Raw genomic sequence first — 15,679 nt, 5'->3', positions numbered from 1 at the left:
CATCAAATTAAATTTATTAGATAATTTTAATTTTCGTTAATTTAATGATCGAGTAGGTGCGAAAGCAGCGCTAAGTTATTGAACCCTATATGAACCTTTTACACTATTTCCAACATTAAAAAAGCCAGCTATTGATGGTCAATTCAATCAGCTGGCTTTTGATTTCTCAATTCAAACTAGGTTAGTCAAACATATATGACACCGTAGCACCGAATGTTCTTGGTTGATTTGGATAAGCATTAAAGCTTCCCGCTTGAATTGGCGGTGGGAATGCCGACATGAAGTATTCATCATTGGTGAGGTTACGTACCCATACCTGCACGCTCACACCATTTTCGAACTCAAGACCCGCACTAGCATTTAACGTGCGGACTTCACGCGTAAGCTCTGGTGGTACGTTTTCAACTAACTGAGCTTCGCTTTCGTACAAATAATCGCTTCGCACATAACCTGTCATGCCGTTCTCAAAATCTAGGTAGTACGTCAAACCGGCAACGAAGCTTCTTTCGTGAATACCCGATGGCATTTCGCCCGATAAATCAGTTGGGCCATTTAGCCCATTAGCACCCTCGAACGAATCATAAACTGGATCTAGAATGGTGCCCGCGAAAGTAAAGGTTAGATTGTCGGTAATGTCATACTTCGAATCAAATTCAACCCCTTTAGTCGATTGCTCACCCGCATTTGCAAGTACAAAACCTGTGCCCACAAATATGCTCGATTGAAACCCTTCTATCGTTTGATCGAATAACGTTACGTTAAACGCACCGCGCTTAAAGCGAGCCTTCATACCCAACTCGTAAACAGTTGACTCTTCAGGGCCTGCGTATCGCGTACCGTAGCTCTGGTTTGCGCGTGGCAAGTCTGCGGCAAGCAACGCGGTTTGGTCAGCAGCAAATGGTCTTGTATCACGAGACAAGTTCCAAGATGACGCTTTAAAGCCTGTAGCGGCTGTAGCAAAAACGTTGATATTGTCATTAACCTCGTAGGCTAAGCGCGCACTCCACGTTACTTTGTCATCGTTAGTGTTACCGTTTTCTACACTGTTAGGAAAGATAAGTTGAGGTGGTAAAAACTGTACGCTCTGTAACGTTGGGATAAACGGTGTTAGCGCTGGTGCGGCAACAGATAGTGGTACTCCAAACACAGTTGGGTCATTCACAAAATCAATTGATGAAAGCACTTCTGTATTAATTTGCTCAATAGACACGTCTTTTTCGTCTTCGGTGTAGCTAACGCCAAGCGTAGCGGTTAGGTCATCTGACAGGTGATAGTCTAGGTTTAGGAAAATCGACAATGCATCATTTTCTTGTAAAAACTCACTGTTTACATACTGTCCAGCAGCAAAGAAAGTACCGGGCGCTTGACCATAAAGCCGCTCGAACGTACCTAGGAAGCCTGCTGGGAAAACAGCATCAAACGGCAAAGGCGCAATCGCTTGAGCAACACCTCCGTTAAGCAGTACGTCGAAGTAAGGCCTTGTAGCTTGGCCGTAAGTTAACGTATCCCCCGTATCTACTTCTTCAGAGAAGTAGAACATGCCAACCATCCAATCTAACGTATTGTCGCCCGTCGATGTTAAGCGAAACTCTTGCGTGAAGGTATCGATATCGGTATTACCTTCTTCGGTCAAAATATCTAGCGAGGTGTAGTCAACATCGCCAATATAGTTCGATTTGTTGTTGCGATACGCGGTAATTGACGTAAACGAGAATGTATCAAAGTCTACATCCAGTTGAAGAGAAATGCCTCCATCTTCCACTTGGTTATTGGGGTTGAAGTTTAGCGCTGACTCGTAAGCGAATGGGTCGTCCGTTTCAAGTACCGTTCCACCTAAGGCACGAACCACCCCTGTTGTTGGGCCATTAATAACGTCTGCCACTGTACAGCAACGTTCATCAATTTCACTGTAGTCGGCAATTAGGCGTAGTTTCACATCTGCTGTTGGTTCGTATAACGCCTGTCCGCGCACATTCCAGCGGTCGCGATTATTGAGCTCGTCAACACCATCCACAACGCTGTCGGTGTAACCGTCACGTTTGTTAATACCACCAGAAATACTAAATGCTAGTTCATCGGTAATACCATTGGTGTAATAGCCTCGAAGCAGTCGCTGATTGAAGTTACCGATACCAAGCGTAATTTTACCTTCTTCAGTATACGAAGGTGCGCCAGTACGAATGCTAATTACACCCGCTGATGCGTTTTTACCGAACAGCGTGCTTTGTGGGCCACTTAACACCTCTACCTGCTGTAAGCGCGGTAGGTCACCAATTTGTGCCGCCGCCCGTGAGCGATAAACACCATCGATAAACACACCTACCGAAGGCTCTATACCCGTGTTGTTAGTACCGTTACCAAAGCCACGTATAGAGAAGTTAGTATTGGCAGAACGCTGCAATGGCGTTACACGAAGTGTAGGTACTAACGCCTGCATGTCCTGAATATCAAGAACCTGCGTTTGCTCTATTGCTTCACCACTTGTTACAGAAACAGCAATTGGGGTCTCTTGAAGCCCAGTGCTACGTTTTGATGCAGTAATTTGTATTTGTTCGTAAAGTTCGTCCTTGCTCTGCTCTTCTTCTGCTTCTTGCGCATAAAGTGCTGTACTGGTTAATCCCAGACTTAGCGCAATTAGCGTTGCAGCGCGATTTCGTTTGAAGTTTGAGGGTAAGCGTTTACTCATTTTTTCTTCTCTTCTTTTTCTTTTGTATTTTTTTATTGTTTTAGAGCGACGAACTTTAGTACTGACTTAGCGAACGGCTCATAGGTAGTGGAAAACCTACAATAACCAAGAAAGAAAACAGATGTAAAACATTTGTTTAAATTTTGTAAAATGAAAAAGGAGGTGTAGACACTGTTAATTATTTATAACACCTTAAAAAACAAGGCGCGCAGCGGTTTTAGCACACCTTAAAAAAGTGTATTCAAAATTTTTATAGTGGTGAATTAGTAGTCTGGATATAAAAAAACCGGCAAAAGCCGGTTCCTTTATATTTGGCGGAGAGAGAGGGATTAATTCAAAACGCTATGGCGTTTTGTCCCCTTCGGGCTTCGCGGTCAAGCCGCTCATTTCAAGTTGCTCAGCCGCAACTTGTCGAACCCTGTACTCGGGCTCTCGTCCGTCACATTCCAACAAATATAAAAAAACCGGCAAAAGCCGGTTCCTTTATATTTGGCGGAGAGAGAGGGATTCGAACCCTCGATACGCTATAAACGTATACACACTTTCCAGGCGTGCGCCTTCAGCCACTCAGCCATCTCTCCAAATCTGTTTTCAAGGTTTCCCTTGAGCGCGCGTATAGTAGGTAAAGCCACGCGCTTAATCAAGAACTTGCTTTAAATTAGTGAGCAAGTGCTTATAAAACGTGCTTCCTACAGGCCGCCTTTCGCTTTTAACTCGGCTGAAAAGTCTAGCATGCGATCGAGTGGAATTAGCGCACCTTTTCTTAGTTCGTCGTCAACAAAGATCTCATGGCCTTCACTTTCGCCCGTTAAAGACGCCTTAATGGCTTCTAAGCCGTTCATTGCCATCCAAGGACAGTGAGCACAGCTTTTACATGTAGCGCCGTTACCGCCCGTTGGCGCTTCAATAAAGGTCTTATTTGGTGTTAGTTGCTGCATCTTGTAAAAGATGCCTTTGTCGGTAGCTACAATGAACGTGTCGTTGTCCATGGTTTGCGACGCTTTAATTAGCTGGCTAGTAGAGCCAACGGCGTCAGCCATATCAACAACGCTAACGGGTGATTCAGGGTGAACCAACACGGCAGCGTCAGGATATAACGCTTTCATATCAGCAAGCTTTTGTGCAGAGAATTCGTCATGTACGATGCACTCGCCCTGCCACATTAACATTTCAGCGCCAGTCTGTTTGGCAATGTAAGAGCCAAGGTGTCTGTCTGGGCCCCAAATAATTTTCTTGCCCTGACTGTCTAGGTGTTCAACGATTTCTAACGCAATACTAGAGGTTACCACCCAATCTGCTCGCGCTTTTACGGCCGCAGAAGTATTTGCATAAACCACTACTGTGTGGTCGGGATGCTGGTCACAGAATTCGCTGAATTCTTTCACCGGGCAGCCAATGTCTAATGAGCACGTAGCTTCAAGGGTTGGCATTAGCACCGTTTTTTCAGGGCTTAGGATTTTTGCCGTTTCGCCCATAAAGCGTACGCCAGCAACAATGAGTGTTTGTTCTTCTGCGTCGCGGCCAAAACGAGCCATTTCTAACGAGTCTGCTACACAGCCGCCAGTTTCTTCGGCCAATGCCTGAATTTCATGGTCGGTATAATAATGCGCTACCAACACGGCATTGCGTGCTTTTAACAAGGCTTTAATTTCAGCCTTTAATTCAGCTTTACGTGCTTCTGATAATGGCTGTGGTTTTGCAGGGAACGGGTATTCAACCTGGTCCACTCGAAATGCTACTGACATTGACCTACATCTCTGTTGCGACAAGGGTGCGGATTATACCCAACTGTCATAAAAATTACACACTACATAAGCAACAATAGCGTAATAAATTAGTTGTAATGATGCTTATTGTAGACACCGCCAAATAGGGCTTGAGGTTACTTACAGCATGAATTAGTGCGGAGATCATATCGCTGCGCGAGTTTTGTCGACCAGCTTCGCTGGTTCAAATCCTAGTCTAACGCAATAAGATATTTTAAGAGTTATGGAATATTGAGTATTAGGCTTGATGGTGGGTCGTGCTGGATTACTCGTCACTGCGTTCCTCGCCCTTCGGGCCGTGCTAAAGCACGTTCAAAATCGCTGCGCGAATTTTGTCGACCAGCTTCGCTGGTTCAAATCCTAGTCTAACGCAATAAGATATTTTAAGAGTTATGGAATATTGAGTATTAGGCTTGATGGTGGGTCGTGCTGGATTCGAACCAGCGACCAATTGATTAAAAGTCAACTGCTCTACCAACTGAGCTAACGACCCATCAAGTGACACGATGATGTGTGATGCAGTTCAAATGATGGTGGGTCGTGCTGGATTCGAACCAGCGACCAATTGATTAAAAGTCAACTGCTCTACCAACTGAGCTAACGACCCATCATTTGATGCTAGGAGAGAAAGTGGTGGGTCGTGCTGGATTCGAACCAGCGACCAATTGATTAAAAGTCAACTGCTCTACCAACTGAGCTAACGACCCTTTCTTTCCTGTTGTTGCCTGTGTCTTGGCAACGGCGGCATATAATACTCAGATTTTTATTCGACGCAACCCATAACGTCTTTTTATTTTCATTTTTCTGTCAAATTGCGACTAAACGGTCAAAATGAAAACAAATCGCTGGGTATTTATACCAGAGGTTACTGAGTTTAGTAGAAACTTCGTAGCTTCGCCTATTTTTAAGTGCAGAAGAATTACGCTACTTGTATCGATTAATTTCTGTTTTTCAAAACAATAATGCACAAAAAAGCCTCTTTAAAAGAGGCTTTGTTCATTACAAGTTATTTAATCTAGATTCAGCAAGGCGTTTTGCCGAGGAATCTGGGTATTCGTTAATAACTTGCTGCAATAATTGTCTTGCCGAAGCGGTGTCGCCAGTACGCTCAGCAATTACGCCTAACTTCAATAATGCATCAGGACGTTTGGCAGAATCACTAAAGCGATTTGCAACGATGTTGAACTGTTCGCTAGCTTCATCCCACTTCTGTTCATTAAACAGCAGTTGCCCTAACCAATAATGCGCATTGGGCGCATAACTGCTGTTAGGAAAGCGAGAGATGAATGATTGAAACGCTGGAACGGCCTTATCGTACTCTCTTGATTTAAGAATAAGATTGACTGCATCCTCGTACGCTTCATCCTCTCCCACCTCAGGTGTAGATGATGGTAAGCTTGGCGTAGACTCGATAGGTGTCTCTACTCCAGCACTCGGCATTGCAGTATTGGTTACACCGCCCGCTTGCTTAAGCGCTTCTACGCGTTTGTCTATTTCTAGATACAGTTCACGCTGTCGCTCAAGCACTTTTTGAAGTTCATTAGTATTCACTTCTACAGCGCCACGAAGCTGATCAACTTCCATCTGCATGTTGTCGAGCTGTGTTTGTAGCCTATGCTGCATTTCCGTGCGGCTTTTCACAATGCGTTCGAGCACTGCTATTCGCTGCTCTAGTTCACCACCGCCATTGGCATCAACAACGGGAGCTTGTGCAAAAGCGCTAGAAACGGCAAGGGCGGCACTTAACGTGACGCCCATTTTTAATGTCTTATTCGTTAGAATAGTCATTAGCGGTATACAACCACTCCGCGACGGTTTTGAGCAAATGCGTACTCAGTAGAACCCATCACAGCTGGCTTTTCTTCACCGTAAGATACAACAGATACTTGGCTGCTGCTTACGCCTGCGTTAAGCAGGTAAGTTTCAACAGACTGGGCACGACGCTCGCCTAGTGCAATGTTGTACTCTGGCGTACCGCGGCTGTCTGTGTGACCTTCAATAGTTACGTTCATGCTTGGGTTTTTCACCAAGAATGCCGCATGCTTGTCTAGAATGCGTTGGAATTCAGGCTTGATACTTGAACGGTCGAAGTCGAAGTAAACGGTTTGCTCGTTTTTCAACGCTTCCATTTCTTGCTGAACCATCTCTTCTTGACGCTTCATGCGTTGTGCCGCTTCTGCTTTAACACGCATTGCTTCTGCTTCACGTGCTTCAGCTTCTGCAGCAGCTTGCTCTTGTGCAAGACGGTTGCGTTCTGCAGCTAATTCTTCCTCGCTAGGGCCTGACGAACACGCCATCATTGTCACTACTGGCAAGGCGATAATGAAGCTTTTCATCACTTTATTCATTTGCATCCCACTAATCCTTAATTTTATTGTTTAGTCTTAAATTGTTAGAACAAAAATGGTGACCAACTTGGCGATTTAACTTGCCCATTGGCTGCTGGTAACCTAGCTTTAAAGCGCCCATCAAGAGAAACCAGTGACAACACTTGGGTGCCCTCGTGTAGGGTGCTGTAAATAATCATGCTTCCATTCGGCGCTACGCTTGGTGATTCATCCAAGTACGTCCGTGTCAGTACTTGTGGCGAACCACCATCCAAAGACTGCTTCGCAATGTGATAGTTACCGTTTGTTTGGTTAACCATAATCATCTGCTTACCGTCGGGTGAAATTGTACCGCCAAGGTTCTGTTCACCTACAAAGGTAACTCGCCTTACTTTCCCAGAGCTTAAATTTACGCTATATATCTGGGGTTTACCACCCCGTTCAGAGCTAAATATTAACCCTTTGCCGTCAGGAAGCCAGGCTGGCTCCGTATCAATCGCTCTATTGCGAGTAATACGGCGCAAGTTTTTCGTCGCAAGATCCATAATATAGATCTCTGGATTCCCATCTTTCGATAATACCATAGCAAGTTGCTTGCCATCTGGTGAAAAAACAGGACTACTATTTATTCCTCTAAAATCTGTGATGCGTGTGCGCTCACTTGTATAGATGTTTTGAATGTATATTTGTGGACGTCTATTTTCAAAACTGACATACGCCAGCGTTTCACCATCAGGAGACCACACCGGCGACATCAACGGTTCAGGTGATGAAAGTAGGCGAGTTTCGTTCTCACCGTCATAGTCAGCAATAACAAGCTGATACGGCTTATCTACGGTTTTTCTGTCGCGAACAATAACGTATGCAATTTTTGTAAGGAACGCGCCACGCACTCCTGTCAGCTTTTCATAAACGATGTCGCTTATGCGATGTGCATATTGGCGGAAATCACTGCCGTTTATCGCAGCTTGTCGCGCAACAATAACGTGTTCGTTACTGGTAACGAGTGCGCCATTCTTCAATACCTTAGCTTGTCCGCCGTCAAGTTGCCCCTTTAGAATGTCCACAAGCTGGTAAGTCACTAAGTAACGGTCTGCCCCTTGCTCTTCAACGCTACCTACAAGCACAGTATCAACACCTAGTGTTGCCCACGCCGTATAGCTTACCTCGTCGGCGGTACCTGGGTATTGCGGCATATCGTTTACTGCTACCGGATTGAATTTACCACTTCGCATTAAATCTGCCATGATAACTTCAGAAATATTACCCGGCATGGCCCCCTGCCCTTTCCACTTGAATGGCACAACCCCGATAGGACGCGCGCTGTCCACGCCTTCGGTTATCACAATTTCTAAGGAAGCCAATGCCTTGGTACTCAGTACCATCGTCATTAGCGCTATCCATAAACCTAGTTTTTTCATACCACTATAGTTCCACTTTTAAAGTAATGTCTTTAAGTTGCTCGTACACATCTGGCGCATCTGACACGGGTAGCTTCTCAGCGCGACGTACAGCGCTCTCAGCAGCGCGACATAGCGCATCATTTCCGCCTAATACACGAATACTTGTCACAAACCCTGTTGTGGCCAACTTAATATTTAGTCGACATGTCTTTCCACTGTAACTGTCGTCTGAATATAGGTTATTCTTTATTGTCTGCTGTATTAGTGCGGTATAGCGCTCTACCTCGCTAAGCACCACCTTGCGCCTGCGTTCTTGCTGTGCTGCTCGTTCTTGTGCCAGCTGCTCTTGCATTATTCTTTCCATTTCTGCACGTTCAGCGGCTTCTTTCTTTTTGCGCTCAGCTTCTGCCTTTGCGGCTGCCTCTCGCTCCTTACGGGCTTGCTCTTTTTGTGCTGCAAGTCGCTCTAGTTCTTTTTGCCGCTTCGCTTCAGCGGCTTCAGCCTCTCGTTTTTCTCGCGCACGCTTGGCTGCAAGCTGCTGTTGACGCTTTTTCTCAGCTTCAGCCTTTGCTTTGCGCTGCCGTTCTTGCTCCTGTGCTCTTGCTTGTGCCTCGGCTTGCGCTTGTGCACGCTTTTTATCTTCAATAGCTTGAGCATCGATAAACGTGGCTTCAATAACGGGCGCATTCGAAGGCATGCTTGGCAGCGGGTCGGGAGAGAAACTGACGCTAATTAGCAACACTACTGCCACTACAGCATGAAGCCCAAGCGATTTATACAAACCTACTTGTTCAGGATTCATGCTGCTGGCTTTTTTCGACTTACCCACTTGCGATGTCGATTTGTTAGACAATTCGGATTTCGACATTGTACTGTTACTCAACCGGATCGGTCATTAACCCTACCGATGGCACGCCTGCTTCTTGCAATAACACCATTAGTTGAATGACTTCATTATAAGCCACTTGCCCATCGCCTTTTACAACAACGGGAGTATTTGGCTCTTTGGTCAGCTGAGCTTTTACAATGGCACCCAGTTCGTCTTTACTGATAGGGCTTTCTTGATCGTTACCTACGTTCAGAAAATAGCGCCCCTTTACGTCCACCGACGCAATAATTGGCGGATTATCTTCTTGTTCAATAGGGTTTGCACTCGCCTTAGGTAAATCAACCTTCACGCCTTGTGAAATAAGCGGGGCTGTTACCATAAAGATAATCAGCAGTACCAGCATAACATCAATATAAGGTACTACATTAATCTCAGACACCGGTCTGCGGCGTTTTCTTACATACATAACAAGTCCTCCGTTTGGAATGTAAACGCTTAGGCTTGTTGTTGTGCTTGCGCAGCAACCGCTTGGCGATGAAGAATGGCAGAAAACTCTTCCATAAAGTTTCCATAGCTATTTTCAAGCTTTTCAACTTGATGGCTAAAGCGGTTGTAGGCAATAACGGCAGGTATTGCCGCAAAAAGACCAATAGCTGTTGCAATAAGCGCTTCGGCAATACCAGGGGCAACCATTGCCAACGTGGCTTGCTGAACCTCACCTAGGGCGATAAACGCGTTCATGATGCCCCACACCGTTCCAAATAAACCAATGTACGGACTAATTGAGCCTGCAGTGGCAAGAAACGGTAAACGGCTTTCTAATTCTTCTACTTGGCGCGACATAGACACACGCATAGCGCGATAAGTACCGTCAACAATACCGTTAGTGGCCGTATTTGACTTTCTTAGTCGAACGAACTCTTTGAACCCTGCACAAAAGATGCTGCCCATCCCCGTTAAATTTGTGCGAGCTGAAAGTTCTTGGTATAGGCGGTTTAAGTCTGCACCTGACCAAAACTTATCTTCAAACTGACGCATTTCAGTACGTGCCGCAGACAATGCTTTACTACGCTGAAAAATAAATGTCCAAGAAGCAACCGAAACGCTTAGCAATAGCAGCATTACAAGCTGAACAATAAAACTCGCTTGCAGAAACAAGCCAATAAATGTGAGATCAGATGACACGCGAAATTTCCCCTAACAAAGTACGTGGTAGTCTTTTTGGCTTCATTGTAGCCAAATCGACGCAGGCAACCTGAATATCTCCTGATACCAGTTTGTCGCCCTGTTCATTTTTTATGATTTGTTGAAACGTCATACTAGCGCCCTTTAATTCTACAACGTGAGACTCAATACTCAACAGCTGGTTGAATCGCGCTGGCGCATAGTTATGCATCTCAACGCGTTTGACGACAAATGCGATAGATTGTTCCATTAATGTGTCTTGTTCAAAGCCAAGCCCGCGAAGCCACTCGGTTCGCGCTCTTTCCATAAACTTTAAATAGTTGGCGTAATACACTATGCCGCCCGCGTCAGTATCTTCGTAATACACCCTTACCTGGTGTTTATGCATAACTATTCCCAAAATAAAAAAATTTATAATCCAGTACAGCACTTAAACAACAAAAAACAGCGATAAATTAAAAACACAAAACAAGCTACAGGCCACACTATAATTAGGTTTTAATTATTTTTAAACCAATCGTAAACACTTATTTAACACATTAGATTTTCTAATTAGAAAGAACAATTTAACTCAATTGTAGTTTTTTCGGCACTCCCTATAATGCACAGCATCAGTCATACAGAGCGTGATGGTGCGAAGCACGGTCATGCAAGAGACATTCTCCTGTTAGACATGAGTTCCCTGGATTTATTTCCTTCAACACTTGTTGTTTTAGCCCGCTCTCTGAGCGGGCTTTTTTTTTGCTTTTTTCACCACAAAATAAATGACTGCCTGCCCGCTTGATGTAAAACGTAAGTTTTTACAAAATTTGATAACGCTATTTCTTTGTATTTAATTTAAGAAAATTCAGCAAAGGGCATGCCACAACACTGCCATGCCGCTGAATATCAATATCTCTGAAGTGTTAAATACAGCGTTAGTCTGATGGAGTGAAGCCGAAATGAAGATAGGCACGCTGTGACACAATACGCCCACGAGGAGTGCGCTGTAGAAAGCCCTGTTGAATTAGAAAAGGCTCAATCACATCCTCTATGGTTTCTTTCTCTTCTCCAATAGCAGCAGCAAGATTGTCTAAACCAACCGGACCGCCATCAAATTTTTCGATAATAGCCGTCAGCAGCTTGCGGTCCATGTAGTCAAAACCTTCTTTGTCTACGTCAAGCATATCAAGCGCTTTTGCCGCTATATCTGCACCCACTGTACCATCGGCTTTAATTTCTGCGTAGTCACGTACTCTGCGCAATAAGCGGTTAGCTATTCGTGGTGTGCCTCTTGATCGACGAGCGACTTCTTGGGCGCCCTCTTCGCTCATATCCAAGTTTAAGAAGCTTGCACTTCTTGCCACAATACTTGTGAGGTCTTTTACGTTATAGAACTCAAGACGCTGTACTATGCCGAAGCGATCTCTCAGCGGTGATGTTAGTGAGCCAGCACGCGTTGTGGCGCCAACTAATGTAAACGGAGGAAGGTCTAGCTTTATTGAACGCGCAGCAGGGCCCTCACCAATCATAATATCAAGCTGGTAGTCTTCCATTGCAGGGTAAAGGATTTCTTCAACCACTGGACTTAGACGGTGTATTTCATCAATAAACAACACATCGTTGCGTTCTAAATTGGTAAGAAGCGCTGCTAAGTCACCCGCTTTTTCTAACACTGGGCCAGACGTAGTTTTAATATTTACGCCCATTTCATTAGCAACAATGTTAGCCAACGTGGTTTTACCCAGTCCAGGAGGACCAAAAATAAGTAAATGATCTAAAGCATCGTCGCGATTGCGCGCCGCTTGAATAAAAATCTCCATTTGCTCGCAAACATGTGGTTGACCGGTATAGTCCTCCAGCATTTTGGGGCGTATGGCACGGTCAATCACCTCGTCTTCGGTGCTTGCGTCGGGCGTAATGAGTCTGTCGGCTTCAATCATGATAGTTCTACTTTAAACAATAACGTGAACGCACTGGCTTTTGAGTGCAATACCTTCACAAGGCGCTTTTAAATGGCCGCTTTTAACGCTTCACGAATAAGGGCTTCACTTTCCATTCCCTCATTGTAAACACTATCAACCAGCTTACTGGCCTGCGCTGGCTTGTAACCTAGCGCTATCAGTGCACTTTGCGCTTCCTCACGCGCATCGTTCACTTCAACAATGGTATTTTTCGACAATAGGTCGCCGCTTGGTGGCGGAACAACAATACTTTGTGCTTTTCCAAATTTTGCCAATCTGTCTTTAAGCTCTACTACCAAGCGTTCTGCCGTTTTCTTTCCAATACCCGGTAAACTTACCAGTGCTGATACATCTTCGTTTTGCACGCTTGCCAAAAACTGCCCTGCTGACATACCAGATAAAATAGCCAAGCCAAGTTTAGGGCCAACACCATTGGCTTTAATTAGCTCGCGGAATAAACCTCGTTCCATTTTATCGGCAAAACCAAATAGCAGCTGCGCGTCTTCACGAACAACAAAATGCGTATACACCACCACTTCCTCGCCTACAGCAGGTAGTTGGTAAAAGCTTGTCATGGGCATATGAATTTCGTAACCAACACCGGCTACATCTACAAGAATTTCTGGTGGCTGCTTTTCAGCCAACGTACCGCGAATTCGTCCTATCATGAAAAATCTCTGTAAAAGCGTAAGCTACAGGCAGTTTTATCGCAGGCGGCCTCGTACCGTTTTGCGCGCTTGCCCTGCCATATTTATCAGGCTCTGTTCGGTGTGTGCATGACACAAGGCAACAGCTAATGCATCGGCTGCGTCGGCTTGTGGTGTGCCGCTTAAGTTCAAAAGGTGTTTAACCATATGCTGAACTTGCGTTTTATCTGCACTCCCTTTTCCTACCACCGACTGTTTAATTTGCCTGGCGCTATATTCAGCAACAGGAAGCTGCGCTTGTGTTGCCGCTACAATAGCTGCGCCTCTTGCCTGACCAAGCTTTAATGCCGAGTCGGGGTTCTTTGCCATAAAGACTTGCTCTATGGCAAATTGCTGAGGCTTGTATTGGCGAATAATATCGCCAATGCCAGTGAAAATATTGGCAAGTCGCGAGGGTAAATCGGTCGTCCCTACACGAATACAGCCACTGGCCACATACACCAGCTTACCTTGCTTACGTTCAATTAAACCGTAGCCTGTAATTCTAGAACCTGGATCTATACCCAGTATAACCATTAAGGCACACTCGGTACAAACAAAGATACCGCTTCTTTATTTGATGGAGACCATAAACGCGAAAGCGCTTCTTCTTTAGACACCCACTGGTACTGTAAATGTTCAGTAAGCGTAATGGGTAAGTTGCTGTTTATTTGTAGAGAAAATACATGCTCTGTATTGTGAACAGTGCCGGGAGGATAACGATGCAGCCAGCGGCTACGAATAACATATTGGTTTTGCTTATTGTGGTCGTTAACCACAAAACCATGAGCCTTAGCGTCTATTCCTACCTCTTCGCCTACTTCTCGGTAAGCGGTCTCGATAGGACGCTCCCCGTCTTCGAGCGCGCCAGTAACAGACTGCCAAAAAGTAGGGTCGTCTTGTCGCTGTAACAACAGCACTCGGTAGTGTTGGTCATACAACACTACCAGTGCAGATTCAGGCTTCTTATATGCCATAAATTACGATTGCTTTTTCACCGTTGCAATAGCAAGCTCTTCAAGCTGCTGTGGATTTGCAGGGCTAGGTGCAGACGTTAACGGGCACGCCGCCGTTGTTGTTTTCGGGAATGCCATTACATCACGAATAGACGTTGCGCCAGTCATTAGCATTACTAAGCGGTCTAGACCAAATGCAAGACCTGCATGCGGTGGTGCACCAAAGCGCAGTGCATCAAGCAAGAAGCCGAATTTATTCTTCGCTTCTTCATCGTCAATACCAAGAATGTTGAACACAGTCGCCTGCATATCTTCGTTGTGAATACGTACAGATCCACCACCTAACTCAACGCCGTTCAGTACCATGTCGTAAGCGTCAGATAAGGCTTCAGCAGGGTTCGCTTTTAGCTCTTCTGGCGTTAGGCCACGTGGCGCCGTGAACGGGTGGTGAATAGCGTGAAGCTGACCATCAAATTCTTCAAACATTGGGAAGTCAACTACCCAAAGAGGCTTCCACTCGCCTTCAAGCAGTTCAAAGTCTTCGCCCAATTTAAGACGAAGCGCACCCATTGCTTCTGTCACTACTGTGTAGCTGTCTGCGCCAAACAGTAAAATGTCACCGCTTTGTGCACCAGTGCGCTCAAGCATAGCGTTAGTGATATCTTCCGTTAGGAATTTAAGAATTGGAGACTGTAGACCTTCAAGACCTGCTTGCGCGTCGTTCACTTTAATCCATGCTAGGCCTTTAGCACCGTAAATGCCTACAAATTTGGTGTACTCATCAATTTGCTTACGCGACAGTGACGCACCGCCTGGCACACGAATAGCCGCAACACGACCTTTTGGATCGTTCGCCGGACCGCTGAATACTTTAAAGTCTACATTCGCTAGTAAGTCTGCTACGTCTGTTAACTCTAGCGGGTTACGTAAGTCTGGCTTATCACTACCAAAACGCTTCATCGCTTCCGCGTAAGTCATTCGCGGGAAGTCGCCAAGGTCAACATTAAGCATTTTGTTGAACAAGTCGCGGATCATGCGCTCGGTAATAGACATCACGCCGTCTGCGTCTAAGAACGTAGTCTCAATATCGATTTGTGTGAATTCTGGCTGGCGATCAGCACGTAAGTCTTCATCACGGAAGCACTTAACGATTTGATAATAACGGTCCATGCCCGACATCATTAGCAGCTGCTTAAATAGCTGTGGCGATTGTGGTAACGCGAAAAACTCGCCTTTGTGCGTACGACTTGGCACTAGATAATCACGCGCGCCTTCTGGGGTTGCCTTGGTAAGAATTGGCGTTTCAATATCAAGGAAACCTTCTTCTTCTAGGAAGCGACGCACTGCACCAGTCACTTTTGCACGGAACTGCAAACGCTGGCTCATTAGTGGACGACGAAGGTCTAAATAACGATAGCGAAGGCGCTGCTCTTCTGAGTTTTCTTGATTCCAATCTAACGGTAAAACATCAGACTTATTAATTACTTCAAGCCCTGTACCCAAGATTTCAATCTCTCCGGTACGCATGTCTTTATTTACTTGACCTTCTGGACGCGCACGTACTTTACCCGTTAGCTTTACGCAGAATTCGCTACGCAGTGTGTTGGCTACCGATAAAACCTCAGGTAAGTCTGGGTCGAACACCACTTGTACGATACCTTCGCGGTCACGTAAGTCGATGAAGATTACACCGCCTAAATCGCGACGCTTATTTACCCACCCGCAAAGGGTAACTTCTTGTCCAATGTATGATGAATCGATATTCCCACAGTAATCTGTGCGCATGGTCCTTGACCCCTGATATATTTTCTTGCTTCTCATGCAGTGAAATGGCGCGTTGTTTATCGTGTGTTTTAGGGCTTAAGCACAGCCATAAAATCGCGTAAACTTGCTGGCCA

Annotated in this window: 14 protein-coding genes, 4 tRNA genes and 1 other RNA gene; all 19 read right to left on the bottom strand. The window is 45.4% G+C overall.

All coding sequences use genetic code 11. The annotated features are described in order from the left end of the window. Positions 1 to 181: 181 nt before the first annotated feature. Positions 182 to 2,686, bottom strand: a complete 2,505-nt coding sequence (locus V7R35_RS02515) for a TonB-dependent receptor (RefSeq protein ID WP_334013100.1) — start codon at positions 2,684 to 2,686, stop codon at positions 182 to 184. A 490-nt stretch (positions 2,687 to 3,176) separates the two neighbouring features. Further along, a tRNA-Ser gene (locus V7R35_RS02510) sits at positions 3,177 to 3,267 on the bottom strand. 108 nt (positions 3,268 to 3,375) lie between these two features. After that, positions 3,376 to 4,431, bottom strand: coding sequence for a quinolinate synthase NadA (gene nadA / locus V7R35_RS02505; protein WP_334013099.1), 1,056 nt, complete (start codon positions 4,429 to 4,431; stop codon positions 3,376 to 3,378). A gap of 269 nt (positions 4,432 to 4,700) precedes the next feature. Further along, positions 4,701 to 4,812: non-coding RNA, RtT sRNA (locus V7R35_RS02500), on the bottom strand. 57 nt (positions 4,813 to 4,869) lie between these two features. Then, a tRNA-Lys gene (locus V7R35_RS02495) sits at positions 4,870 to 4,945 on the bottom strand. A 38-nt stretch (positions 4,946 to 4,983) separates the two neighbouring features. Continuing rightward, positions 4,984 to 5,059, bottom strand: a tRNA-Lys gene (locus tag V7R35_RS02490). Between the two features lie 24 nt (positions 5,060 to 5,083). Next, a tRNA-Lys gene (locus tag V7R35_RS02485) sits at positions 5,084 to 5,159 on the bottom strand. Between the two features lie 292 nt (positions 5,160 to 5,451). Next, on the bottom strand, positions 5,452 to 6,240 hold the full coding sequence (ybgF, locus tag V7R35_RS02480) for a tol-pal system protein YbgF (protein WP_334013097.1): 789 nt from the start codon (positions 6,238 to 6,240) through the stop codon (positions 5,452 to 5,454). After that, entirely contained in the window at positions 6,240 to 6,806 is a 567-nt protein-coding gene (gene pal / locus V7R35_RS02475; RefSeq protein ID WP_334013095.1) for a peptidoglycan-associated lipoprotein Pal, read from the bottom strand. The genes ybgF and pal overlap by 1 nt, the downstream gene beginning before the upstream one ends. A 38-nt stretch (positions 6,807 to 6,844) precedes the next feature. Then, the gene (gene tolB / locus V7R35_RS02470) at positions 6,845 to 8,200 is read right to left on the bottom strand and encodes a Tol-Pal system beta propeller repeat protein TolB (RefSeq protein WP_334013093.1); all 1,356 of its coding nucleotides are present in this window, start codon (positions 8,198 to 8,200) and stop codon (positions 6,845 to 6,847) included. A 4-nt stretch (positions 8,201 to 8,204) separates the two neighbouring features. Further along, complete coding sequence (gene tolA / locus V7R35_RS02465; RefSeq protein WP_334013091.1) at positions 8,205 to 9,050, bottom strand: cell envelope integrity protein TolA; 846 nt, start codon at positions 9,048 to 9,050, stop codon at positions 8,205 to 8,207. Positions 9,051 to 9,057: 7 nt separating this feature from the next. Then, on the bottom strand, positions 9,058 to 9,477 hold the full coding sequence (gene tolR, locus V7R35_RS02460) for a protein TolR (RefSeq protein ID WP_334013089.1): 420 nt from the start codon (positions 9,475 to 9,477) through the stop codon (positions 9,058 to 9,060). Between the two features lie 29 nt (positions 9,478 to 9,506). Further along, a complete protein-coding gene (gene tolQ, locus V7R35_RS02455) occupies positions 9,507 to 10,196 on the bottom strand; it encodes a protein TolQ (RefSeq protein WP_334013086.1) in 690 nt (229 codons plus the stop codon). Next, the gene (gene ybgC, locus V7R35_RS02450) at positions 10,186 to 10,584 is read right to left on the bottom strand and encodes a tol-pal system-associated acyl-CoA thioesterase (protein WP_334013085.1); all 399 of its coding nucleotides are present in this window, start codon (positions 10,582 to 10,584) and stop codon (positions 10,186 to 10,188) included. The genes tolQ and ybgC overlap by 11 nt, the downstream gene beginning before the upstream one ends. 529 nt (positions 10,585 to 11,113) lie before the next feature. Then, the gene (gene ruvB, locus V7R35_RS02445) at positions 11,114 to 12,118 is read right to left on the bottom strand and encodes a Holliday junction branch migration DNA helicase RuvB (protein WP_334013084.1); all 1,005 of its coding nucleotides are present in this window, start codon (positions 12,116 to 12,118) and stop codon (positions 11,114 to 11,116) included. 68 nt (positions 12,119 to 12,186) lie between these two features. Continuing rightward, positions 12,187 to 12,807, bottom strand: a complete 621-nt coding sequence (gene ruvA / locus V7R35_RS02440) for a Holliday junction branch migration protein RuvA (protein WP_334013083.1) — start codon at positions 12,805 to 12,807, stop codon at positions 12,187 to 12,189. Positions 12,808 to 12,843: 36 nt separating this feature from the next. Then, entirely contained in the window at positions 12,844 to 13,362 is a 519-nt protein-coding gene (ruvC, locus tag V7R35_RS02435; protein ID WP_334013082.1) for a crossover junction endodeoxyribonuclease RuvC, read from the bottom strand. Next, positions 13,362 to 13,802, bottom strand: coding sequence for a dihydroneopterin triphosphate diphosphatase (nudB, locus tag V7R35_RS02430; RefSeq protein WP_334013081.1), 441 nt, complete (start codon positions 13,800 to 13,802; stop codon positions 13,362 to 13,364). The genes ruvC and nudB overlap by 1 nt, the downstream gene beginning before the upstream one ends. Before the next feature lie 3 nt (positions 13,803 to 13,805). Then, entirely contained in the window at positions 13,806 to 15,566 is a 1,761-nt protein-coding gene (aspS, locus tag V7R35_RS02425; protein WP_334013080.1) for an aspartate--tRNA ligase, read from the bottom strand. Positions 15,567 to 15,679 lie beyond the last annotated feature (113 nt).

The sequence above is a fragment of the Alteromonas sp. S167 genome, from assembly GCF_036864375.1.
GTDB lineage: Bacteria > Pseudomonadota > Gammaproteobacteria > Enterobacterales > Alteromonadaceae > Alteromonas.
This window is presented reverse-complemented; position numbering and strand designations above follow the sequence as displayed.